We start from the raw sequence: 22,480 nt of genomic DNA on the forward strand, positions 1-22,480 counted from the left end.
TATATAGATGACTTAATTAATAAAATAAATTATTTTTGTTCTAATAAATAAAACAATGAGCAAAGAACTTCAACTTAAAGCCTTCGAAAGATTATTAATTATCATGGATGAGCTGCGTGAACAATGTCCTTGGGATAAAAAACAAACGTTGCAAACCCTTAGACATCTTACAATTGAGGAGACTTACGAATTAGGAGATGCTATTTTGGATAATGATCTAAATGAAGTTAAAAAAGAATTAGGTGATTTATTACTTCATATTGTTTTTTACGCTAAAATAGGTTCTGAAACCAATGATTTTGATATTGCTGATGTTTGTAATGAAATTTGCGATAAGCTAATTCATCGTCATCCCCATATTTATAGTGATACAGTTGTAAAAGACGAAGAAGAAGTTAAGCAAAACTGGGAAAAATTAAAGCTTAAAGAAGGGAAAAAATCCGTTTTAGAAGGAGTTCCAAGAAGTTTGCCGGCATTGGTAAAAGCAAGCCGAATTCAGGATAAAGTAAAAGGAGTTGGTTTTGATTGGGAAGAACCGCACCAGGTTTGGGATAAAGTCCAGGAAGAACTTGAAGAATTGCAAGTAGAGGTGCTATCTGGCGATCAGGATAAAATTGAAGCCGAATTTGGTGATGTTCTATTCTCGATGATTAATTATGCAAGATTTCTAAATGTGAATCCGGAAGACGCTCTAGAACGTACAAATAAAAAGTTTATCAAGCGTTTTCAATACCTTGAAAGCAAAGCCAGTGAATTAGGAAAGCCGTTAATGGATATGACTTTGGCAGAAATGGATATTTTTTGGAACGAGGCTAAGAAACTATAACTATTCAGCTAGTTTTTTTAATGTTTTAATATCTTTCAGCATAATTTTTTTTCCTTTTAATTCAATCAATTCCAGTTTATTAAAATCAGATAACAATCGAATACAGCTTTCAGTAGCAGTTCCAATCATTCCGGCTAATTCTTCTCTGCTAAGCTGTACTTTTAGAGTTTTATCTGCGTTTTCGCCAAAGCAGTCATATAGATATAACAAGGTTTCTGCCAATCGCTGTTTAACCGTTTTTTGAACCAATGCGATTTTATCGTTTTCAGATTCTTTCAAATCCTCACAAACAGATTGCATCAGGTTCATTGAGAACTGATTGTTATTATTAAAGAAGTGTATGATTTCGGTTTTTGGAATAAAGCAAACTTCCATATCGGCAACAGCTTTTGCAGTCAGGTTTGCCGGTTCGTTACTAATCATAGAGCGCTGACCTAAAAGTTCTCCTGATTTTACCAGCTTAACAATCTGATCTTTTCCGTTAGCACTTAATTTAGAAAGTTTTCCAACACCGTCTTTTATACAAAAGACGCCATTTGTGATTTCGCCTTCTTCAAAAATTGCTTCTCCCTTTTTTATTTTGTAGGTAGATTTGCTATTAGCCAACTGTACAACCTCATCTTTATTCAGTGCTTTAAGAGAAGAAAGCTGTCTTACGATACATTGGTCACATTTATTCATAGCAAAAAAATTTACTGCAAAATTAACCAATAATCGCTTTCGAAGGTGCTATTACGACCTAAAAAAATATATAAAAAATCTTATCTTGTTATTTACCTGTTTTATTTCAGTAAATTAGAATTTGATTTTATTGTACTATGATAAATGTCATATTTAAAGTCGCTTCTTATTTTGAATATTTGTTAGATTAAAAAAACAAATTATGAGTGAACAGAGTTGCTTTCATTGTGGACTTACCATTCCTAAAAATGAAGAAATCAATTTTGATGAAAAAAAGTTTTGTTGCAACGGCTGTAAAACCGTTTACGAAATTTTTAGTCTTCATGATTTAACCTGTTATTATGATTTTGAGAAATCACCAGGTGCCACTCCGCAAGATATTCAGGGTAAATATGACTTCCTGGACAATGAGGCTATTTTATCAAAAATATTAGAATTTCAAGAAGGCAATACAGCAATTGTTTCTTTAAACATACCTCATATTCATTGCAGTTCTTGTATTTGGATTTTGGAAAATTTAAACAGAATTCAATCAGGAATAAGTACTTCACAAGTTAATTTTCCTGAAAAAAGAGTTCGAATTACCTTCAATTCAGATGTTGTTTCCCTCAAAGACATTGCAAATTTACTTAGTTCAATTGGTTATGAACCTTATATTAGTTTAGAAAATTACGAGACAGGAAAAAATAGTATCGATCGAAGTTTAACCTATAAACTTGGTGTTGCTTTCTTTTGTTTTGGAAATATTATGTTGCTTTCTTTTCCGGAATACTTTGAAATTAAAGAATTCTGGTTAGATAATTACAAACCTTTTTTTAGAATTTTAATTTTTCTTTTAGCCTTGCCTAGTTTTCTATATTCGGCAAGTGGTTATTATGTTTCGGCTTATAAAAGTATCAAATCAAGAATGTTGAACATCGATATTCCAATTGCTTTAGGAATTATCGTCATGTTTATTCGAAGCACTTTTGATATTGTTATGAATTATGGATCTGGTTTTTTTGACAGCTTAACGGGACTGGTTTTCTTTATGTTGCTCGGGAAAATGTTTCAAATAAAAACCTATAGTTTTTTAAGTTTCGAACGTGACTTTAAATCTTATTTCCCAATTGCTGTTACCCGAATCAATGCAGATACATCTGAAGAAAGTGTTCCTATTTATGATATTTTAAAAGGGAATCGATTATTAATTAGAAATCAGGAATTAATACCCGTTGACGGTATTTTAATAAGTGAAAGCGCTGAAATTGATTACAGTTTTGTAACAGGAGAAGCAGTTCCTATCACAAAAAAATCGGGAGATAAAGTATTTGCAGGCGGAAAACAAATAGGTAAAGTTGTTGAAATGGAAGTTTTGCATTCCGTTTCCCAAAGTTATCTGACGCAGTTGTGGAGTAATGAAATTTTCCAGAAAAAAGTATTCCAGAAACACAAAACAATTACCGATGCAATTAGTCGCTACTTTACACCTATTTTATTATTAATTGCTTTTGGAGGATTTGGCTACTGGATATTTATCGATGCCAATACGGCTTTCAATGTTTTTACTGCCGTTTTAATTGTGGCTTGTCCTTGTGCGCTGGCCCTTACAGCACCTTTTGCCTTTGGGAATATTCTGAGAATAATGGGCAAGCAAAAAATGTATCTTAAAAATGCTTTAGTTATAGAACAATTGGCTAAAGTAGATACCATAGTTTTTGATAAAACCGGAACAATTACAACCAACAAAAAATCCAATATTCTATATGAAGGAGATAAATTAAGTGAAGCAGATTTTATACTTATCAAAAATGTTCTTCGTGGCTCAAATCACCCTTTGAGCCGAATGTTATATGATTTTTTGCCGGAATCGAAAAGAATAGTAATTGATAACTTTCAGGAAATAACCGGAAAAGGAATTGAGGCATCTGCTCAAAATAAAACAATCAAAATAGGATCTGCGGAGTTTGTGGATAGCCCGGTTACAGACCTTTCTGAAATCGAAAAAACAGGACTGCATATTAGAATTGATACTGTTTATTATGGGAAATTTACCTTCCAGAATCAATATCGTGAAGGTCTGGAAAAATTATTCATGACACTAAGTAAAGACTACCAGATAAAAGTACTCTCAGGAGATAATGACGGAGAGAGAGCCAATTTAGAGGCAATTTTACCTAAAACCACAGAACTTATTTTTAATCAAAAACCGGAGCAGAAACTAGAGTTTATTAAAGAACTACAAGAAAATGGTCAAAACGTGATGATGGTTGGTGATGGTTTAAATGATGCTGGAGCATTAGCACAAAGTAATGTCGGGATTTCAATTTCTGAAAACGTTAATGTATTTTCTCCAGCTTGCGATGCAATTTTGGCCGCAAGTGAATTTTCGCGACTAGATTACTTTTTAAAATTATCTCAAAAGTCTATTACTATAATAAAAATGAGTTTTGGATTATCACTACTCTATAATATCGTTGGACTTTCATTTGCTATTACAGGTAATTTACTCCCATTAGTTGCTGCGATTATCATGCCTTTGAGCACTATTACGATAGTTAGTTTTGTTACGTCAATGTCTAACTATTTCAGTATCAGAAATTTAGAATAATTATAAATAATTTTATAAGTTTTTTTTTTATAAATTTAACATAAGCCTCTAACTATGATAATTATCATATTTTACCTGCCAGTAACGTAGTAATTTTGTTAACATAAATTTAGGGTATGAGTGTTATTTATCTATTAATTTCAGTAAGTATTTTCGTTGCAATTGGATTCTTTATTGCTTTTATCGTAGCTGTTAAATCAGGGCAGTACGACGACGATTATACACCTTCAGTCAGAATGCTTTTTGACGACGAAACCAAAATCACTCCCAAGAATAATAATTCACCAACAGAAGAAAAACAAGTATAATTATGGAAATGGAACAGTTTTACTACGACAACAAAATTGTAAAAAAATTCATTTACGCCACCATCCTTTTTGGAGTAGTGGGTATGTTAGTGGGGCTAACCTTAGCGGTTATGTACCTTTTTCCCAATATCACAGACGGGATTTCATGGCTTAGTTACGGTCGATTAAGACCATTACACACCAATGCGGTTATTTTTGCTTTTGTTGGAAATGCTTTTTTTGCCGGTATGTATTACTCGCTACAGCGATTGTTAAAAGCCAGAATGTTTAGTGATTTTTTAAGTAACTTACATTTTTGGGGCTGGCAGCTTATTATTGTTGCGGCAGCTATAACATTACCTTTAGGTTATACTTCTTCTAAAGAATATGCTGAGTTAGAATGGCCAATAGATATTGCTATTGCACTTATTTGGGTAGTAATGGGAATCAATATGATTGGTACAATGTTGCGTCGTAGAGAGCGTCATTTATATGTTGCAATTTGGTTTTATCTTGCAACTTTTGTAACAGTAGCAGTTTTGCATATTTTCAATAATATTGAACTTCCGGTTTCAGCTTTAAAAAGTTATTCTGTTTATGCGGGAGTTCAGGATGCACTGGTACAATGGTGGTACGGTCATAATGCAGTTGCTTTTTTCTTAACAACACCATTTTTAGGATTGATGTATTATTTTATTCCAAAAGTTGCTAATCGTCCTATTTATTCTTACCGTTTATCAATTATTCACTTTTGGTCTTTAATCTTTATTTATATCTGGGCAGGGCCACACCACCTATTATATTCAGCTCTACCAAACTGGGCTCAAAATTTAGGTGTTGCATTTTCTGTAATGTTAATCGCTCCATCTTGGGGAGGTATGATCAACGGACTTTTGACGTTGAGAGGTGCCTGGGATAAAGTTCGTGAAGAACCAGTTTTGAAATTCTTTGTAGTGGCTATTACAGGTTACGGAATGGCGACTTTTGAAGGACCAATGCTTTCTTTAAAAAATGTAAATGCTATTGCGCACTATACAGACTGGATTATTGCACACGTTCACGTAGGAGCATTAGCTTGGAACGGGTTCATGTCATTTGGTATTATTTATTGGTTGATTCCAAGAATGACAAAAAGTACATTATTCTCAAAGAAATTAGCCAACTTCCACTTCTGGATTGGGACTTTAGGAATTATTTTATACGCTTTACCAATGTACGTTGCAGGTTTTCAACAAGCATCGATGTGGAAACAATTCAATCCTGATGGTACCTTAACATATGGTAACTTCCTTGAAACAGTAACTGCAATCATGCCATTATATTGGATGAGAGCAATTGGAGGTACTTTGTATTTAATTGGAATGCTGACATTGGTTTATAATATCATTATGACCGTGAGAGCAGGTAATACTATTGAAGATGAATTGGCTCAGGCTCCGGCTTTACAAAGAATTAGCAGTGGCAGGCTTAATGGAGAAAAATTTCATACCTGGTTAGAAAGAAAGCCAATTCAGTTAACCATTTTGGCTACAATTGCCATTTTAATTGGAGGGATTATTCAAATAGTACCAACGATTATGGTTAAATCAAACATTCCAACAATTTCAAGTGTTAAACCATATTCACCTTTAGAACTTGAAGGACGTGATCTATATATCAGAGAAGGTTGTGTTGGTTGTCATTCACAGTCAGTTCGTCCTTTTAGAAGTGAAGTAGAACGTTACGGACCACAAGCAAAAGCAGGAGAGTTTGTGTATGATCATCCATTCCTTTGGGGATCAAAACGTACAGGTCCTGATTTGCTAAGAGTAGGTGGAAAATACAATGACAATTGGCATTTTAACCATTTCTGGAATCCGCAAAGTATTTCTGCAGGTTCAATTATGCCAGGGTACAAATGGTTATTTGATAATGAGGCGATGGACATTTCATTAACTCAAAAGAAAATGCAGGCCATGGTTACACTTGGTGTTCCATATACAGAAGCTGAAATTACAAATGCACAAAAAACATTAAGAACCCAGGCATTAGCAATCGAAAAAAGTTTAGAAAACGATCCGGACTATGTGAAAAGTTATGAGGAAAGTAAGAAAAAAGCAGCTGCACGAGGCGAAAAATTCATTCCTATGAATGAAAGAGAGATAGTTGCTATGATTGCCTATATACAAAGACTTGGAACTGATATTAAAGTAAAAGAAATTTCTTCTAAATAACAACATTATGTTTGAACAAATAAAACACAATATGGAGACTATTTCGGGTATAGAAATTTACCCGATACTTTCTCTCTTGATATTCTTTTTCTTTTTTGTTGGATTAGGCTTTTGGGTTTTCTCATATAAAAAAGAAAAAATTCAGGAAATGAGTGAAATACCTTTGGATGAAGGGCATAGTTTAATTTCAAAAGATATTTAAAATGAAAAAATTTTTCCCAGTATATGTAAGAGTACCACTGATTTTCTTCATCGTTTTTGCTTTGATGGAATACTTTATAGACTCAGGAGATAAACCGGCTTTTATAAAATACCCAATGGTTTCTATCTTTTTGTTTGTCTTTCTATTTATTCTGATTGCAATCGAGATTACATTAAGTGCTGTTAATCGCATTATGTATCAATTGATGTCGCCTGAAGAAAAAGCAAAACAAGAACATGAGGATAGTTTGAGTTTAACAGAAAGTACCTGGTACAAAGATTTAATGCTTAAGCTTACTCAAACGCAGCCAATTGAAAAAGAAGGTGATTTGTTAATGGACCATGATTATGACGGTATTAAAGAGTTAGACAATAATTTACCGCCTTGGTGGGTATATTTATTCTATATCTGTATTGTTTTTGGAGTAATTTATGTTGCCCGTTACGAACTTTTTGGTGGCGATGATCAGGAAACAGAGCTTAAAAAAGAAATGGCTCAGGCAAAAATAGATGTAGATGAATATCTTAAAACAGCACCGGATTTAATGGATGAAAAAACGGTTGTTTTGCTTACTGATCCGGAAAGTTTAGCAGCTGGTAAAGAAATATTTACAATGAATTGTGCTGCTTGTCACCGTGCTGATGCCGGAGGACAAATTGGACCAAACTTGACAGATGATCATTGGATTTTAGGTGGTGGAATTAAAAATATTTTCCACACTATAACCAACGGAGGACGTGATGGCAAAGGAATGGTTTCATGGAAAAACAATGGTTTAAAACCAAAAGAAATCCAGAAAGTAGCAAGTTACATTTTGTCATTACAAGGTAGTAATCCTAAAGATCCAAAAGCTGCTGAAGGCGAGATTTGGGTAGATGATAGTGCTCCAACAAAAGATACCACCGCAAGTACCGAAAAAGATAGTACTGAAGTTAAAAAATAATTATAAGAATCATGTCAAATTTACCAGACGAAGCTTTTAGAGATACCATTGGAACTATTGATGAAGGAGGTAATCGAAAATTTATTTTTCCTAAAAAACCATCTGGTAAATTTTACGAATATAGAAAAATAGTTAGTTATGTATTATTAGCTATTTTAGTTGCCAATCCATTTATTAAAGTGAATGGGAACCAATTTATGATGTTCAATGTTATGGAACGTCGATTTAATATTTTTGGATTTCCATTTTGGCCACAGGATTTTTACCTCTTCGTAATTTCAATGCTTGTTGGTATTGTCTTTATTATCTTGTTTACAGTTGTATTTGGCAGGATTTTTTGCGGATGGATCTGTCCGCAAACTATTTTTCTTGAAATGGTTTTCCGCCGAATCGAATATTGGATTGATGGGGATCGCGGTGCTCAATCGCGACTAGCAAGACAAGAATGGAATTCAGAAAAAATTAGAAAAAGATTGACAAAATGGACAATATTTTTCGTGATTTCATTTGGTATTGCCAATGTTTTCCTAGCTTATCTGGTAGGAAGTGACCAGCTGTTTTTGATGGTCGAGGAAGGACCAATTAAACAAGCAAGTAATTTTATTGCACTATTAATTTTTACGGGAGTTTTCTATTTTGTTTTTGTTTGGTTTCGCGAACAGGTTTGTATTATTGCATGTCCTTATGGAAGATTACAAGGCGTGCTTTTAGATGATAAATCAATTAACGTGGCCTATGATTTTGTGCGAGGAGAAAAAGAAGAAGGACGAGCAAAGTTTAATAAAAAAGAAGACAGAGCTGTAACAGGAAAAGGTGATTGTATTGATTGTCATCAATGTGTACATGTTTGCCCAATGGGAATTGATATTAGAAACGGAACGCAGCTGGAATGTACCAATTGTACTGCTTGTATCGACGAATGCGATACGATTATGGAAAGTGTTGGCCTGCCTAAAGGACTTATTAGATATGCATCTGAAGATGAAATTGTAAAAAAAGCACCGTTTAAATTTACAGCCAGAATGAAAGGCTATACAGCTGTTTTGTTTATCTTGTTAAGTATTTTTATGGGAATGTTATTTTTAAGAACAGATGTTCAGGCAATTGTTTTGCGTTTACCCGGGCAGCTATTTCAACACAAAGGTGATAAAATCAGTAATGTTTACACCTACAAGATCGTTAATAAAACCATGAAAGATTATCATGATATTCATTTTGAATTAATTGATCAAAAGGGTGATATTAAAAATGTAGGAACACAACATTTTAAAGTTTTAAAAGAAGGAATTTCGCAAGGAACATTATTTATAGAAATTGAAGAAGCTCTTTTGGAAAGCGATAAAACCAAAGTTAAAATTGGAGTTTATAATGGTAAAGAGTTGATTGAAACCACAACAACTAATTTTTTAGGACCACGAAGTTTTAATTAAAAATACAATATCATGAAAATAAATTGGGGAACTGGAATTGTCATTGCATTTGCATTGTTTATGACTTTTATTTTATATTTTGTTTTTGAAGTACAGTCAAATAGTAAGTATGACAATGACTTGGTTGTTGAAGAATATTACAAACACGATTCACATTTTCAGGATGAAATGGCCCGAATTCAAAATGCTCATGATTTACAGCAAAAACCATCAATTATCTATACTGAAAACGGTGTGAAAATAGCTTTTCCTGCAACTTTTGAAAGTGATAAAGTAAAAGGAAATGTACTTTTATACAGACCTTCAAACAAGAAATTTGATTTTGATACTCAAATAGTTTTGACTAACTCCTCTTTACTTATTCCGCAAAAGAAGCTTATTAAAGGTCGTTGGGATGTTAATATGGAATGGGAATATAAAGGAACAAAGTATCTTTCGAAAGAAGTGATTTATGTAAATTAAAGTGTTTTTTAAGCAATTTTTTTGAATCAATTTAGTCTAATTAATATGTGGCAAAAAAATATCAAAAATGTTATATTCAGCTTTTATATTAGGTTTAATTAGTAGTTTACACTGCGTAGGAATGTGTGGTCCAATTGCTATGATGTTACCTGTAGATCGCCAGAATGAAACAAAACGTGTAACTCAAATTATTACCTATCATTTAGGACGTTTGACCGCTTACGCAACAATCGGTTTAATTTTTGGTTTGTTGGGTAGAGGGTTTTTCCTGGCTGGATTACAGCAAAAAATGTCTATTTTTATCGGTATTGCGATGATAATTGTGGTTTTGATTCCGGAGAAAGTTTTCGCTAAGTATAATTTTTCAAAACCGGTTTATAAGATTATTTCAAAAATAAAATCAAGTTTAGGAAATCAATTTAAAAAGAGAACCTATAAATCTCTTTTCACAATAGGATTATTGAATGGTTTCTTGCCTTGTGGAATGGTGTACGTTGCTTTGTTTGGCGCTATCGCAATGCAGAGCGCTGGTTTTGGCGTTTTGTACATGATTTTATTCGGATTAGGAACAATGCCATTAATGACTATTGTAGTATATGTTAATTCATTAATAAAGCTTCCTTTTAGAAATAAAATACAAAAAGCAATTCCTTACGTTGCAGTTATTATTGGGGTTTTATTTATCCTTAGAGGACTAGGTTTAGGAATTCCTTATATTTCCCCATCAAATATGAGTTTGTTTGTACAAGGAACTCCTAACTGTCATTAAGTTTTTATTAAACGGTCATCGAAAACAAATTAGTTTCCGGTGATTTTCTTTTTAAATGCAAATCAAAAGCCATACAAATATTTCGAACGAATGGTTTTCCAGCTTCGGTGATTTTTATTTTATCTTCTTCAATTACAATTAATTGATCGTTTTCTATTTCTTTAAGATCTGATAAAACATTTGGAAGTTCTTTAAAATAAAGATCTTCGTTATGCCATGAAGTTTCAAATTCACAGGTTAGGTTTAGAATATGTTTGCGGATAATTAGGTCTTCATTATCTAGAATATGACCTTTAACGACAGGGAGTTTATCCCATTCTAGTAACTGATAATAATCCTCCAGATTTTTTGTGTTTTGGGTAAAACTATACCAACTATCACTTATGGAAGAAACACCTAAACCAATCATTAGTTGAGTTTTTGAAGCACTGTAACCCATAAAATTTCGATGTAGTTTTTTGTTTTGTACAGCTTTGTGTAAACTGTCGGATGCTAAAGCAAAATGATCCATTCCTATTTCGTTATAACCGTTTTTAGAAAGCATCTGTTTTCCAACTTCGTATAATTTTCTTTTTTCAGAATCTTTTGGAAGGTTTTCGTCATTGAAACCACGTTGCCCGTTTCCTTTTATCCACGGTACATGAGCATAGCTGTAAAAAGCTAAACGATCTGGTTTAAGAGAGTTTGTTTTTTCGATAGTATCAATGACATCTTCAATGGTTTGAAATGGTAAACCGAAGATAATATCATGTCCGATAGAAGTATAGCCAATTTCTTTGGCCCAAAAAGTTACTTTGGCAACATTGTGAAAAGGCTGAATTCTGTGGATTGCTTTCTGAACTTTTTCGGCGTAGTCCTGAACACCAAAACTTACTCGGCGAAAGCCTAAATCATATAGTTTTTTAAGTTGTTCATAAGTAGTATTGTTAGGATGGCCTTCAAAACTAAATTCATAATTCTCCGCTTTATTGGCAAAACAAAAAATGCCATTTATAAGATGTTCTAAATTGTTTGTCGAGAAAAAAGTTGGAGTTCCTCCGCCTAAATGTATTTCTTTTATAATTGGTCTTTCGGGTAATAGTTTGCAATACAAACTCCACTCTTTTAAAAGTGCTTTTATGTAGTTTTCTTCAACTGAGTGATTTTTTGTAATTCGTTTATTGCAGCCACAGAAAGTACACATGCTTTCGCAAAATGGCAAATGAATATATAAACTGATTCCGCTTTTTGAGTTGCTTTCTACGAATGCTTTCTTAAAAGATTCTATCCATTTTTCCGTTGTGAAACCAGTTTCATTCCAGTAAGGAATAGTTGGATAGCTTGTATATCTTGGACCTGGTACATTGTATTTTTGTGTCAATGAAAGTTTCATAAAAAGACGGATTTTTGTGTCTTTCAAAATTAAGACTTAGGCATAAGACATAAAATGACAAATGTCATGTAATTAGCAAAAAAATAGGCTCATAATGAGCCTATTTTCTGAATTAAATAACTAACGTGAAATAGAATCTTGAATGATTTTAAGCCATTTTTTCGCAAACATATGATCTTGATACGCACTTATTTGCTTGATGCGATCATCATCAAAATCGTAGAATGGAATGGTGATTTTTTTTGAGGTTTCTTTTTCCTGAAATTCAAAATCAATTTTTAGTATTGTATCTGAATTTCCATCATTTGTTAAAACCAATTTACAGGAAGAAACACTTTTTAAATCTAAATAAGTTGATTCTTGTTGATTTGGATTAAAATTCATTAAAATAAAATTCCTGTGTTTTTGATCTATTGTAAGCGTTTTATTGCTTTGAGATTCTGTTACATCAAAATCCTCTGGATGACTTGGATTAAATTTCTTTTTTATATTTAAAATCTTCGATTTGTTTGCAGCGCTTGATCGTGCAGAAAAATAAATAGGAACGGCTACTATGATCGCAATCACAATACCTATTATGGTTACACTTGTTTCCATTTTGTGTTTAAAATTTGATAAATAATATGAAATGATAAATAGTTTTCAGAAAGAAAACCACTTATTTAATTTAGAAGAAATAGATTCTTCTAATCAGAATTTCATGTATTTACCTACCAGAAAAAATGGAAAGGATAGAGCATCAGTAAAACTTTTTTGCTCTGGGTAAGAAATTGATTTGCAAAGTTTGATGTTGATTTTATTGCTTTATGCTGTGGAATCACCATAAAAATAGAATCAAACCACTTAACTAAAATAGATGGGTTTGTCTTTGCATTTGCCGCAAATTGATAACTAATTTGTGGCTGGATAAAAGCTAAAGAATTTGATTGATCGATAGAGAAATTTGGATCTGTATTTTGATTTTTACTTTTTTGATTTTCATGCACAGCAACCTCATTCGCTTGACAAGCAAAGAAGGCTATGATCAAAAGTGATACAAAAATAACGGTTTTACGAATCCAATTCATGGCGGCGAATTTAACCCATAAATGACGATTAAAGAAATTTTATAGAATTATTTAACTTTAAAAGTGAGCTTATTATTTTATCCTCAAGATTTTACTATTACCATTGAGGATAAAATAAGGTTATTGTTGCATTTTGAAATAATAATCAGCCGAACGTTTTCCACTTCCATAAAACAAGAAAAACACACAGATTAATAAAACTACGATTGCCAGAATCAAGTTTTCGGAATGCATGTGTCCCATGAAATTTATTAGAATTGCTCCAAAAAGTATTGGTAATTGAGCTGCAATTGCCCATCGGGTGAGAAGCCCAAAAACAATCATAATACCCCCAATCATGTGGGCTGGTGCAATGTAATGTAATAAAAACATTCCACCGCCAAATTGATCAATAGGAGAAATTAAATCATGCAGATATTGAACGTTTGTTACAAATGAAACTCCTTTCATAAATAAAAAAACGCCCAATACAATACGTACTAAATCTACAGGTAAATAAGTGTGCGCATTTGCCCATTTATTCAAACTTTTTACATTTTCCATGATACTACGTGATTAAAAATTATAAATAAAGTTACTAATTTTTAATGATATAAGTATTTTTAAGTGGTTGAAAATAAGTTTTTTGCGATTTATTTAACGTGTTTTTGCGATTTTCTAAAACCTAAACCTGAATTACACCCAAATTAAATGGTTTTTGAATAGGAGCATGGTTTGCAGCTTCGATTCCCATAGAGATCCACGTGCGGGTATCTAAAGGATCAATGATTGCATCTGTCCATAATCTTGAAGCGGCGTAATAAGGCGAAGTTTGTTCGTCGTAACGTGCTTTAATTTTATTAAAAAGCTCTGCTTCTTTGGCTTCGTCAATGATTTCTCCTTTTGCTTTAAGCGAAGAAGCTTCAATTTGTGCCAAAACTTTAGCAGCCTGAGTTCCGCCCATTACAGCAAGTTCTGCGCTAGGCCATGCAAAAATTAATCTAGGGTCATAGGCTTTTCCGCACATTGCATAATTTCCTGCTCCATAAGAATTTCCAACAATGACAGTGAATTTCGGAACGACTGAATTACTCACTGCATTTACCATTTTTGCACCGTCTTTTATGATTCCGCCATGTTCAGATTTTGATCCAACCATGAAACCGGTAACGTCTTGCAGAAAAACCAATGGTATTTTCTTTTGGTTACAATTGGCAATAAAACGAGTTGCTTTATCGGCACTATCAGAATAGATAACACCACCAAATTGCATTTCGCCTTTTTTGGTTTTTACTACTTTTCGTTGGTTAGCAACAATTCCCACTGCCCAGCCGTCAATTCTGGCGTAACCTGTAATTATTGTTTGACCATAACCGTCTTTGTAAGCCTCAAATTCTGAATTATCAACCAAACGATTAATGATTTCCATCATATCATATTGCTCGTTTCTGGCTTTTGGTAATATTCCGTAAATATCTTTTGGTTCCAGTGTTGGTTTCTCCGCTTTTGTTCGGCTATAGCCAGCTTTGTCATATTCACCAATTTTATCTACGATATTTTTTATTTTGTCTAAAGCGTCTTTATCGTCTTTAGCTTTATAATCAGTAACTCCTGAGATCTCGCAATGTGTGGTTGCACCACCCAGGGTTTCATTGTCAATAGTTTCTCCAATTGCTGCTTTTACCAAATAACTTCCGGCAAGGAAAATACTTCCTGTTTTATCTACAATTAAAGCTTCATCACTCATAATTGGCAGATAGGCGCCACCAGCAACACAACTTCCCATTACAGCGGCAATTTGAGTGATTCCTATGCTGCTCATTTGGGCATTGTTTCTAAAAATACGTCCGAAATGTTCTTTATCCGGAAAAATTTCATCTTGAAGCGGTAAATAAACACCTGCACTATCTACTAAATAGATAATTGGTAATCTGTTTTCCATGGCAATTTCCTGTGCACGCAGGTTTTTCTTCGCTGTAATCGGGAACCAGGCACCAGCTTTTACAGTGGCGTCATTTGCGACAACAATACATTGTTTGCCTCTAATATATCCTATTTTGATAACAACACCGCCAGATGGGCATCCGCCATGTTCTGCGTACATTCCTTCTCCAACAAAGCCTCCAATTTCTATACATTTAGAATTTTCATCCAGTAAATATTCTATACGTTCGCGTGCGGTCATTTTACCTTCGGCGTGTAGTTTCTTAATACGTTTTTCGCCTCCGCCTAATTTTACTTTGGCAAATTTTTGTTTTAGTTCAGAAAGTAGTAATTTATTGTGATCTTCGTTTTTATTGAAGTTTAAATCCATAATATATTAAAGTTTTTACAAAATAGTGTTGGCTAATTTACAAAATCAATTGAAACTGACAGCATAAAATATTATCGGAAGATGAAATAAAAACAAGTTACCAATATTCAAAATTCTAATAATTTATACTCAAAAGCTGAACGAGTAATAAGTCATTTTTTTTGTTTTAATTTGTTGTTTCATACTAACTAGTATTTTTTATGTCAAAAGCAGCAAATACAAGACTTACAATTCTTCAGAAAGCATTTGAATTGATTTATTCAAAAGGATATCAAACGACAAGTATCGATGAAATTATTGCAACAACACAGGTAACTAAAGGTGCTTTTTATTATCATTTTAAAACAAAAGATGAAATGGGAGTTGCTATTATCGAAGAGATTTTGAAGCCTACAATGTTGGGGAGTTTTATAAAACCAATAGAAAATTCAGAAAACCCAATCGATGATTTTTACAATATGATTTCTTATTTATTGCTTGAAGATCCTTTATTGCAGGTGAAATATGGCTGTCCGGTTGGAAACCTGACACAGGAAATGACGCCTTGGAACAATCAGTTTAGTCAGGCTTTGTCTGAACTGGTAAATCAATGGATGATGACAATCGAAAATGCAATTGAAAGAGCTCAAACTTTAGGATTGATCCGAAGAGATGTAGACGGTAAACAAGTTTCTTTTTTCATCATGTCAGGTTATTGGGGAATCCGTAATTTTGGAAAACTTCAGGATAGTAATTCTTGTTATTTTGTTTATTTAAAGGAGTTTAAGAATTACTTAAATAGCCTTAAATAAATTTTAATTCAAAAACATACTAATTAGTATGTTTTTGAATATATTTGCATTGTCTTAATCAAAAAACAATGTATCAATCACTTTTATTCTGCCATTCGGCTTTGCGATGGTTTGTTTTAGTTGGCTTATTGTACTCTATTTTTCGAGCTTATAAGGGGTATTCTTCAAAACTGCCTTTTACTAAAACAGATAATTCAGTCCGGCATTGGACTGCTACGATCGCACATATTCAGCTCATTTTCGGAATCCTCATTTATGTACAAAGTCCGATAGTAAAATACTTTTGGAAAAACTTTTCAGAAGGGATGCAAAGTACCGATATTGCTTTTTTCGGGATACTGCATATTCTCTTAATGCTGTCCGCAATTGTTTTAATCACGATTGGTTCGGCTTTAGCCAAAAGAAAACAAAACGACAGCGATAAATTCAAAACAATACTGTTATGGTTTTCTATCGCTTTAATTGTCATATTTATCGCGATTCCGTGGCCATTTTCTCCTTTAGCAAACAGACCTTATTTTAGATAACATTTTTATGAAAAACTTACTACAAACAAATACTGGAAGATTACGAATCATTGGATTTTTAGAAGGAACATCTTTATTGATACTCTTATTTATTGCTGTACCGCTAAAATATATTTTTGGAATGCCATTTTTAACGAGACCCATTGGTACGGTTCATGGCGCTTTATTTTTGCTTTTTATTTTTAATACTTTAAGCGTAGGAGTAGAGCAAAACTGGCGATTTAAGGATACAACCTGGAAAGTGCTTTTAGCTTGTATCATTCCGTTTGGAACCTTTTATATTGACAGTAAAATTTTAAGCAAAATAAAGGTTTCATCTGAAAATTAAATCAATCTAAAAAAGAATTCAAATGATGGTTTTAGTATTTAAAACAAATGTAGATTCTCTTTCGAAAGTAAAGCGAATTGCTCCAAAATTGAATCATTTATTTCCGAAAGTAAAATGGAATTTTGATCTTGAAGATTGTGATCGTATTTTGCGACTTGAATCGGATAATGATATTATAAAAGAAATTATTCTTTTAATGAAAGTCTTAGGTTTCAAATGTGAGGCTTTATAAATAGATTTTTTGTCGTTGTGAAATAAGCATAAAAAAACCAGAAGCTAACTTCTGGTTTTTTTATATAATAGTGTTTCGATTATTTTTTAGAATCACAAACCATTCGTTTTAAAATTGCCCATTGTTTTAGTGCATCGCGAGCTTCTACAGCCGGATAACCTAACATTGTTTTTCCTGCCGGAATATCTCCAACTACACCTGAACCAGCTCCTACAATAGCTCCGTCACCAATAGTAGTATGATCTTTTATAGAAGCGCTTCCACCAATAATAACACCATTTCCTAAAGTTACAGAACCTGCTAAACCGCTGTTTCCGGCCATAATACAAAATTTACCTAATTTACTATTATGTCCAATTTGTACTAAGTTATCAATTTTACAACCGTCACCAAGAACAGTTGAGCTAAATTTACCGCGATCAACACAAGTATTTGCTCCAATTTCAACTCCGTTTCCGATAATTACATTTCCAATTTGTGGAATTTTCACCAAACCTTTTTCGCTGCAAGGACGGAATCCGAAACCATCGGCTCCAATTGTAGCATTTGGATGAATAATACAATCATTTCCAATATGACAACGCTCACGAACCACAGTTCCTGACCAAATAATAGTATTTTTACCAATTGTGCATTCGTCCAGAATAGTTACGTTTGGATATATAGTTGCATAAGCACCAATTTCAACTTTTGGTCCAATATAGCAACCGGCACCAATTCGTGCACCTTCGCCAATAATCGCTGTTTCGTCTACAACAGCTGTTCTATGAATATCATTGTGAAATAATGGAGTAGGTGGAGCAAAAAGGGCAAGAATTTGAGACATTGCCAAATCTGCATTTTTTACTTTTATAAAAGCGCGATTTTCACCAGGTTCTATCGAAATATCCTCGTTAACTACGGCAATAGATGCATTTGAGGCTGACCAAAATTTTTCATATTTTTTGTTTCCTATAAATGAAATTTCTGAAGTTGTAGCTTTCTCTAATTGCTCTGTTGCAGTAATGCTTTGCGAAGTAGTACCGTAGATTACGCCATTGATAACTTCATTGATTTCTTGAATTGAATAGGATTTCATTTATTGATTTTAATAGATATGAGGTTAATTTTTTCCAAATAAAACCAATTAGATCTTAATTACCTAATATTTTTTTTTAGTTTATTGAAATATGTTTAATATATCGGTTCTAATACTAAAAAATTAACATTTTACGTATTAATTTCTTGCAGGTATTGCAATTTTGAGTTACTGTCTCAGGAGTGTATTTGGTTGGATTTACCTATAAATTAAGCTTTAATTCCTGTTAAAAGGAATTGGGAAATAAAAATAATTATTTGATACGTAGAGACTTACAATTTTGTAAATCGATATGTTTTGAAAAGAACTGACAAAACAAAAAAGCGATTCACTTTTTTACTTAAAAGGAATCGCTTTTGGAGAATATTTATTCTTTTATTTTAGATAATGAAACAGCATTAATACAATAGCGCAAGCCGCTTGGTTCTGGTCCATCAGGAAAAACATGTCCCAAATGTGCGTCGCAGGTATTGCAAACCACCTCAACACGAATCATTCCATATGATTTGTCTGCAAGATAAGCAATAGCATTTTCTTTTAACGGTTGTGTAAAAGAAGGCCAGCCTGTTCCTGATTCGAATTTCTCGGTTGCATCAAAAAGCAAAGTGCCACAACATTTACATTCATAAATTCCGGGATCAAATAAACTGCAAAGTTCAGAACTAAAAGATCTTTCGGTGCCTTTTAATCGCGCTACCTGAAATTCTTCAGGAGTTAAGATCTGTTTCCATTCTTCCGGTGTTTTTTCAACTCTTTTCTCCGGAGTTGGATTCCCTTTATTCGTAAAACGAATTATATCTGCCCATTTGATCATGATTGTAATTTTTAAAATTTAAAAAAGATTGAATTGCGTTGTTTTGTAAAGTTACTATTCTTTTAGGTAGATAAAAAGTGACAAGTATACTTACTCATTAATTATAAAATTAAAATGCTCAATTGTCAAATGGATAATTTTTATAACGTTTGTATTCTCCGGTTTGGCAATCAATCTTAATTACATCTCTTTGTGGATTTTTTTGCGTTACATACAGATCGCTTCTTTTACTAGGTTCTATTTCCTCGCCAAATAAGTAATAGCTTTTTTGGGAACCAACATCAATTCCATAAAAATACATAGAAATAAGTGTTTTATTATGTCTTTTTTTCATAAAGATGCGTTCAGCATCTTCTATTTTTATAGCAGATTTTTTAGAAAAATCATGATATGCAACACTATCAGAAGCGCTGATTTTTTGAATATGTTTTGATATTTCGGGGTTAATCCAGCCGTTTTCTCTAAAAAGTACGGGTCTTAGATGAACTAGATTGTTAATCATAGGATTTTCAGAAAATCTACAGTCATGACTTCCAACATAGCCAGCCATTCCGTAATGTAAGTAAGCATAATGATGATACCCTGAAATGTAATAATGTAATTTGTTTTGTGTGGTAACTACAATGGTATCGGTCTTTAAAAATTCTTTATAGGGAATAGTAATAGATTTGTATTCACTAGAGTTGGCTTCTTTATTAAACCCATTTTTAATCAAGGTGTCCTGAATAAAATTCCCATCTCTTAATATCTGGAACTTCAGAATGTTAATTTCATTTTTTTTGAATCTTGCAAACTGAATCTCTGGTTGTTCAGTAATAACTTTGACAGAATCGCATTCTTTTGAGAATGCAACTCCATCAATTTCGGCTTGTTTTCTGCGGCTATTTGATGACCAAAAGAACAAGCCAATTATTATTGCTATTACAGTAATAATAATACCTATTAGAACTAAACAACCTTTGATATATTTATTCATTTATTCTTCCTCTTTTTGCCCCATCATCATTAAAAATGCTTTTAGGAAAGGATCAATATTTCCGTTCATAACGCCATCAACATCACTGGTTTCATGGCCTGTACGAACATCTTTTACTAACTTGTAAGGCTGCATTACGTAATTACGTATTTGCGAACCCCATTCGATTTTCATTTTTCCGGCTTCGATATCAGCGCGTTGTGCCTGTTGTTTCTTTAATTCGATTTCGTACAATTGAGAACGTAACATTTGCATGGCACGTTGTCTGTTGTCTTGTTGAGATCGTGTTTCAGAACATTGAATCTGAATTCCGGTTGGTTTGTGTACCAATTGTACTTTGGTTTCTACCTTATTTACGTTTTGTCCTCCGGCTCCACTAGAGCGAGAAGTTGTAATTTCGATATCGGCAGGATTAATGTCAATTTCGATACTATCATCAACAAGCGGATAAACATAAACAGAAGCAAATGAAGTATGGCGTTTGGCATTACTATCAAAAGGAGAAATTCTAACCAAACGATGTACACCGTTTTCTCCTTTTAAGTATCCAAAAGAATAATCCCCTTCAAACTCCAGCGTAACGGTTTTGATTCCCGCAACCTCGCCAGCCTGAAAGTTCAGTTCTTTTATTTTATAACCATAACTTTCGCCCCACATCATATACATACGCATTAGCATTCCTGCCCAATCACAACTTTCAGTTCCTCCGGCGCCGGCAGTAATCTGAACTACGGCACTTAAACTGTCACCTTCGTCAGAAAGCATGTTTTTGAACTCAATATTCTCTATATGAGTTTGCGTTGTATTGTAATGCTCGTCTAATTCTTCTGCAGAAAGTTCTCCTTCTTTATAGAAATCATAGGCAAGTTGCAATTCATCTGTAAGTTCGATTGCTTTGTTATAATCTTCGATCCATTTTTTCTTGTTTCGAAGGTTTTTTACAATGACTTCGGCTTCTTTTGCATTGTTCCAAAAGTCAGGTGCAAAGGTTTTTTCTTCTTCGTTGGCAATTTCAATTAGTTTGGCATCGACGTCAAAGATACCTCCTCAACGCACCAAGGCGCTCCACAATACCTTTTATTTGCTCGGTAGTTGTCATAAATTAATAGTAGTTTTTAGTTTTTTTATAAATATTACGTAATTATTCAAGGGCCAAATTTTAATGAAACTTCATCAAAATAAACCATTTGTAAGTGCGTAATTTTGTTGTACAAAAATAAGATATAGTTTTCAGAATATTGAAAATAATTTAACAGAAGAAAAAAGTATATTCAAAAGTTTTGATTGCAAAAATATTTAAGCACCTTAAATAATTTATGATGTTTTTATCACTGTATAATAAGACAGATTATTTCGACCAAAAAAATAGTTTCAAAAATTGTAAGTTAGATTTAGAATAATATACTAGTTTTATATGTTTTTTGTAAATATTACGTTAATTTGGTTCTATAGTAAGCTGCTAGTTAAATTTTAGCAAAACTTGCCAAGAATAACTATTAGTAATACGTAATTTTGCCACACAAAAAAGAGATATTTTTTAGAATATGGAAATAAATTTAATTAGCGATACCATTACCAAACCAACATACGAAATGTTGCAGTATATGTTTAACGCTCATGTTGGCGATGACGTATACAGGCAAGATCCCACAGTTATTGAATTAGAGACTAAAGTGGCTGAGTTTTTTGGTATGGAGGCCGGACTTTTTTTCCCATCGGGAACTATGGCAAACCAAGCCGCTATTAAATTACATACACAGCCAGGAGAACAATTAATTGCTGATAAATATGCTCATGTTTATCATTATGAAGGAGGAGGAGTTTCTTTTAACAGCGGTGTTTCATGTTGCTTGTTAGACGGAAATCGCGGAATGATAAATGCTTCTCAGGTTGCTGCTGCGATTAATGATCCAGAGTTTTATCACAGTCCGTTAACGAGTTTGGTTTGTGTAGAAAACACGACAAATAAAGGTGGCGGAGCTTGTTATGAATTAGAAGATTTAAAAGAGATAAAAAAGGTTTGCGACGCTAATAATCTGAAGTTTCACTTAGATGGAGCCAGAATTTGGAATGCGTTGGTGGCTAAGAGACAAAATCCGAAAGAATTTGGAGCTATTTTCGATACCATTTCAGTTTGTTTGTCAAAAGGATTGGGCGCTCCAATAGGTTCAGTTTTACTTGGAACTAAAGATGATATTCGTAGAGCGTTGAGAATCAGAAAGATATTGGGCGGAGGAATGCGTCAGGTAGGTTATTTGGCTGCAGCCGGATTGTTTGCTTTGGCTAATAACATCGAAAGACTGGCAGAAGATCACAGAAGAGCCAAAGAAATTGCAGCAATTCTAAGTACAAAATCTTGGGTGGCAGCGATTGAACCAGTAGAAACTAATATTTTGATTTTCTCCTTGGCCGAAGGTTACAGCGACCAGCTTTTAATTGAAAAATTGAAACTTAAAAATATTTTAATAAGTTCAATGGGACACAATAAACTTAGAATCGTTACGCATCTTGATTACAAAGAAGTAATGCATACGTATGTAATTGAAACGCTTCAGAAGTTTTAGAAAAAGGTTCAAAGTTGCAAAGGTTCAGGGGAACA

General features: G+C 33.2%; 24 protein-coding genes. 14 read left to right on the forward strand and 10 right to left on the reverse strand.

Annotation, left to right across the window (positions count from 1 at the left end):
* The first annotated feature begins 55 nt into the window (after positions 1-55).
* Entirely contained in the window at positions 56-826 is a 771-nt protein-coding gene (gene mazG / locus LPB88_RS05165; RefSeq protein ID WP_230713166.1) for a nucleoside triphosphate pyrophosphohydrolase, read from the forward strand.
* On the opposite strand, the gene LPB88_RS05170 is transcribed toward mazG, so the two are convergent.
* A complete protein-coding gene (locus LPB88_RS05170) occupies positions 827-1,507 on the reverse strand; it encodes a Crp/Fnr family transcriptional regulator (protein WP_230713168.1) in 681 nt (226 codons plus the stop codon).
* Positions 1,508-1,709: 202 nt separating this feature from the next.
* On the opposite strand from LPB88_RS05170, the gene LPB88_RS05175 reads away from it, so the two are divergent.
* The 8 genes from LPB88_RS05175 to LPB88_RS05210 all read left to right on the forward strand — a co-directional run bounded on the left by LPB88_RS05175 (position 1,710) and on the right by LPB88_RS05210 (position 10,403).
* On the forward strand, positions 1,710-4,097 hold the full coding sequence (locus tag LPB88_RS05175; RefSeq protein ID WP_230713170.1) for a heavy metal translocating P-type ATPase metal-binding domain-containing protein: 2,388 nt from the start codon (positions 1,710-1,712) through the stop codon (positions 4,095-4,097).
* A 116-nt stretch (positions 4,098-4,213) separates the two neighbouring features.
* Positions 4,214-4,405 carry a cbb3-type cytochrome oxidase assembly protein CcoS gene (gene ccoS / locus LPB88_RS05180; protein ID WP_089352373.1) on the forward strand — a complete coding sequence of 64 codons (192 nt, stop codon included), beginning with the start codon at positions 4,214-4,216 and terminating at the stop codon, positions 4,403-4,405.
* 2 nt (positions 4,406-4,407) lie between these two features.
* Positions 4,408-6,597, forward strand: coding sequence for a cytochrome-c oxidase, cbb3-type subunit I (ccoN, locus tag LPB88_RS05185; RefSeq protein ID WP_230713171.1), 2,190 nt, complete (start codon positions 4,408-4,410; stop codon positions 6,595-6,597).
* A 7-nt stretch (positions 6,598-6,604) separates the two neighbouring features.
* Entirely contained in the window at positions 6,605-6,799 is a 195-nt protein-coding gene (locus LPB88_RS05190) for a CcoQ/FixQ family Cbb3-type cytochrome c oxidase assembly chaperone (protein ID WP_230713172.1), read from the forward strand.
* 1 nt (position 6,800) lies between these two features.
* Positions 6,801-7,742, forward strand: a complete 942-nt coding sequence (locus LPB88_RS05195) for a cbb3-type cytochrome c oxidase N-terminal domain-containing protein (RefSeq protein ID WP_230713178.1) — start codon at positions 6,801-6,803, stop codon at positions 7,740-7,742.
* A gap of 11 nt (positions 7,743-7,753) precedes the next feature.
* Entirely contained in the window at positions 7,754-9,172 is a 1,419-nt protein-coding gene (ccoG, locus tag LPB88_RS05200) for a cytochrome c oxidase accessory protein CcoG (protein ID WP_230713180.1), read from the forward strand.
* A 12-nt stretch (positions 9,173-9,184) separates the two neighbouring features.
* On the forward strand, positions 9,185-9,634 hold the full coding sequence (locus tag LPB88_RS05205) for a FixH family protein (protein ID WP_230713183.1): 450 nt from the start codon (positions 9,185-9,187) through the stop codon (positions 9,632-9,634).
* A gap of 67 nt (positions 9,635-9,701) precedes the next feature.
* A complete protein-coding gene (locus LPB88_RS05210) occupies positions 9,702-10,403 on the forward strand; it encodes a sulfite exporter TauE/SafE family protein (RefSeq protein WP_230713185.1) in 702 nt (233 codons plus the stop codon).
* 7 nt (positions 10,404-10,410) lie between these two features.
* On the opposite strand, the gene hemN is transcribed toward LPB88_RS05210, so the two are convergent.
* From hemN to LPB88_RS05235, 5 genes are all read right to left on the reverse strand, one after another.
* On the reverse strand, positions 10,411-11,775 hold the full coding sequence (gene hemN / locus LPB88_RS05215; RefSeq protein ID WP_230713187.1) for an oxygen-independent coproporphyrinogen III oxidase: 1,365 nt from the start codon (positions 11,773-11,775) through the stop codon (positions 10,411-10,413).
* 120 nt (positions 11,776-11,895) lie between these two features.
* Positions 11,896-12,372: a hypothetical protein gene (locus tag LPB88_RS05220; RefSeq protein ID WP_230713189.1), complete on the reverse strand. Its 477-nt coding sequence runs from the start codon at positions 12,370-12,372 to the stop codon at positions 11,896-11,898.
* A gap of 113 nt (positions 12,373-12,485) precedes the next feature.
* Positions 12,486-12,842 (reverse strand): hypothetical protein, encoded by a 357-nt coding sequence (locus tag LPB88_RS05225; RefSeq protein ID WP_230713191.1) that lies wholly within the window; start codon positions 12,840-12,842, stop codon positions 12,486-12,488.
* Between the two features lie 120 nt (positions 12,843-12,962).
* Positions 12,963-13,385, reverse strand: a complete 423-nt coding sequence (locus LPB88_RS05230) for a DoxX family protein (protein ID WP_230713193.1) — start codon at positions 13,383-13,385, stop codon at positions 12,963-12,965.
* Positions 13,386-13,506: 121 nt separating this feature from the next.
* Positions 13,507-15,135: an acyl-CoA carboxylase subunit beta gene (locus tag LPB88_RS05235; RefSeq protein ID WP_230713195.1), complete on the reverse strand. Its 1,629-nt coding sequence runs from the start codon at positions 15,133-15,135 to the stop codon at positions 13,507-13,509.
* 200 nt (positions 15,136-15,335) lie between these two features.
* On the opposite strand from LPB88_RS05235, the gene LPB88_RS05240 reads away from it, so the two are divergent.
* From LPB88_RS05240 to LPB88_RS05255, 4 genes are all read left to right on the forward strand, one after another.
* Entirely contained in the window at positions 15,336-15,926 is a 591-nt protein-coding gene (locus LPB88_RS05240) for a TetR/AcrR family transcriptional regulator (protein WP_230713198.1), read from the forward strand.
* 68 nt (positions 15,927-15,994) lie between these two features.
* A complete protein-coding gene (locus LPB88_RS05245; protein WP_230713200.1) occupies positions 15,995-16,453 on the forward strand; it encodes a hypothetical protein in 459 nt (152 codons plus the stop codon).
* 7 nt (positions 16,454-16,460) lie between these two features.
* The gene (locus tag LPB88_RS05250) at positions 16,461-16,781 is read left to right on the forward strand and encodes a DUF3817 domain-containing protein (RefSeq protein ID WP_230713209.1); all 321 of its coding nucleotides are present in this window, start codon (positions 16,461-16,463) and stop codon (positions 16,779-16,781) included.
* 22 nt (positions 16,782-16,803) lie between these two features.
* Complete coding sequence (locus LPB88_RS05255; RefSeq protein ID WP_230713211.1) at positions 16,804-17,013, forward strand: hypothetical protein; 210 nt, start codon at positions 16,804-16,806, stop codon at positions 17,011-17,013.
* A gap of 79 nt (positions 17,014-17,092) precedes the next feature.
* Here the strand turns inward: LPB88_RS05255 and lpxD are convergent, their stop codons facing one another.
* The 4 genes from lpxD to prfB all read right to left on the reverse strand — a co-directional run bounded on the left by lpxD (position 17,093) and on the right by prfB (position 20,980).
* Entirely contained in the window at positions 17,093-18,091 is a 999-nt protein-coding gene (gene lpxD / locus LPB88_RS05260; protein ID WP_230713213.1) for a UDP-3-O-(3-hydroxymyristoyl)glucosamine N-acyltransferase, read from the reverse strand.
* 367 nt (positions 18,092-18,458) lie between these two features.
* The gene (msrB, locus tag LPB88_RS05265) at positions 18,459-18,905 is read right to left on the reverse strand and encodes a peptide-methionine (R)-S-oxide reductase MsrB (RefSeq protein ID WP_230713215.1); all 447 of its coding nucleotides are present in this window, start codon (positions 18,903-18,905) and stop codon (positions 18,459-18,461) included.
* A gap of 118 nt (positions 18,906-19,023) precedes the next feature.
* Entirely contained in the window at positions 19,024-19,881 is an 858-nt protein-coding gene (locus tag LPB88_RS05270; protein ID WP_230713217.1) for a hypothetical protein, read from the reverse strand.
* A protein-coding gene (gene prfB, locus LPB88_RS05275; protein WP_230713219.1) for a peptide chain release factor 2 occupies positions 19,882-20,980 on the reverse strand; the annotation gives its coding sequence in 2 pieces (ribosomal slippage) (positions 19,882-20,916 and positions 20,918-20,980; 1,098 coding nt in all). It lies immediately after the preceding gene.
* 445 nt (positions 20,981-21,425) lie between these two features.
* On the opposite strand from prfB, the gene LPB88_RS05280 reads away from it, so the two are divergent.
* Entirely contained in the window at positions 21,426-22,445 is a 1,020-nt protein-coding gene (locus LPB88_RS05280) for a low specificity L-threonine aldolase (protein ID WP_230713221.1), read from the forward strand.
* The last annotated feature ends 35 nt before the right edge of the window (positions 22,446-22,480 follow it).

It is taken from the genome of Flavobacterium sp. JAS (genome assembly GCF_020991455.1).
GTDB lineage: Bacteria > Bacteroidota > Bacteroidia > Flavobacteriales > Flavobacteriaceae > Flavobacterium.

Bases quoted from the DNA above. Each gene is read 5' to 3' on its own strand.
- mazG (WP_230713166.1), top strand. From the start codon at position 56: ATGAGCAAAGAACTTCAACTTAAAGCCTTCGAAAGATTATTAATTATC.
- LPB88_RS05170 (WP_230713168.1), bottom strand. From the start codon at position 1,507: ATGAATAAATGTGACCAATGTATCGTAAGACAGCTTTCTTCTCTTAAA.
- LPB88_RS05175 (WP_230713170.1), top strand. From the start codon at position 1,710: ATGAGTGAACAGAGTTGCTTTCATTGTGGACTTACCATTCCTAAAAAT.
- ccoS (WP_089352373.1), top strand. From the start codon at position 4,214: ATGAGTGTTATTTATCTATTAATTTCAGTAAGTATTTTCGTTGCAATT.
- ccoN (WP_230713171.1), top strand. From the start codon at position 4,408: ATGGAAATGGAACAGTTTTACTACGACAACAAAATTGTAAAAAAATTC.
- LPB88_RS05190 (WP_230713172.1), top strand. From the start codon at position 6,605: ATGTTTGAACAAATAAAACACAATATGGAGACTATTTCGGGTATAGAA.
- LPB88_RS05195 (WP_230713178.1), top strand. From the start codon at position 6,801: ATGAAAAAATTTTTCCCAGTATATGTAAGAGTACCACTGATTTTCTTC.
- ccoG (WP_230713180.1), top strand. From the start codon at position 7,754: ATGTCAAATTTACCAGACGAAGCTTTTAGAGATACCATTGGAACTATT.
- LPB88_RS05205 (WP_230713183.1), top strand. From the start codon at position 9,185: ATGAAAATAAATTGGGGAACTGGAATTGTCATTGCATTTGCATTGTTT.
- LPB88_RS05210 (WP_230713185.1), top strand. From the start codon at position 9,702: ATGTTATATTCAGCTTTTATATTAGGTTTAATTAGTAGTTTACACTGC.
- hemN (WP_230713187.1), bottom strand. From the start codon at position 11,775: ATGAAACTTTCATTGACACAAAAATACAATGTACCAGGTCCAAGATAT.
- LPB88_RS05220 (WP_230713189.1), bottom strand. From the start codon at position 12,372: ATGGAAACAAGTGTAACCATAATAGGTATTGTGATTGCGATCATAGTA.
- LPB88_RS05225 (WP_230713191.1), bottom strand. From the start codon at position 12,842: ATGAATTGGATTCGTAAAACCGTTATTTTTGTATCACTTTTGATCATA.
- LPB88_RS05230 (WP_230713193.1), bottom strand. From the start codon at position 13,385: ATGGAAAATGTAAAAAGTTTGAATAAATGGGCAAATGCGCACACTTAT.
- LPB88_RS05235 (WP_230713195.1), bottom strand. From the start codon at position 15,135: ATGGATTTAAACTTCAATAAAAACGAAGATCACAATAAATTACTACTT.
- LPB88_RS05240 (WP_230713198.1), top strand. From the start codon at position 15,336: ATGTCAAAAGCAGCAAATACAAGACTTACAATTCTTCAGAAAGCATTT.
- LPB88_RS05245 (WP_230713200.1), top strand. From the start codon at position 15,995: ATGTATCAATCACTTTTATTCTGCCATTCGGCTTTGCGATGGTTTGTT.
- LPB88_RS05250 (WP_230713209.1), top strand. From the start codon at position 16,461: ATGAAAAACTTACTACAAACAAATACTGGAAGATTACGAATCATTGGA.
- LPB88_RS05255 (WP_230713211.1), top strand. From the start codon at position 16,804: ATGATGGTTTTAGTATTTAAAACAAATGTAGATTCTCTTTCGAAAGTA.
- lpxD (WP_230713213.1), bottom strand. From the start codon at position 18,091: ATGAAATCCTATTCAATTCAAGAAATCAATGAAGTTATCAATGGCGTA.
- msrB (WP_230713215.1), bottom strand. From the start codon at position 18,905: ATGATCAAATGGGCAGATATAATTCGTTTTACGAATAAAGGGAATCCA.
- LPB88_RS05270 (WP_230713217.1), bottom strand. From the start codon at position 19,881: ATGAATAAATATATCAAAGGTTGTTTAGTTCTAATAGGTATTATTATT.
- LPB88_RS05280 (WP_230713221.1), top strand. From the start codon at position 21,426: ATGGAAATAAATTTAATTAGCGATACCATTACCAAACCAACATACGAA.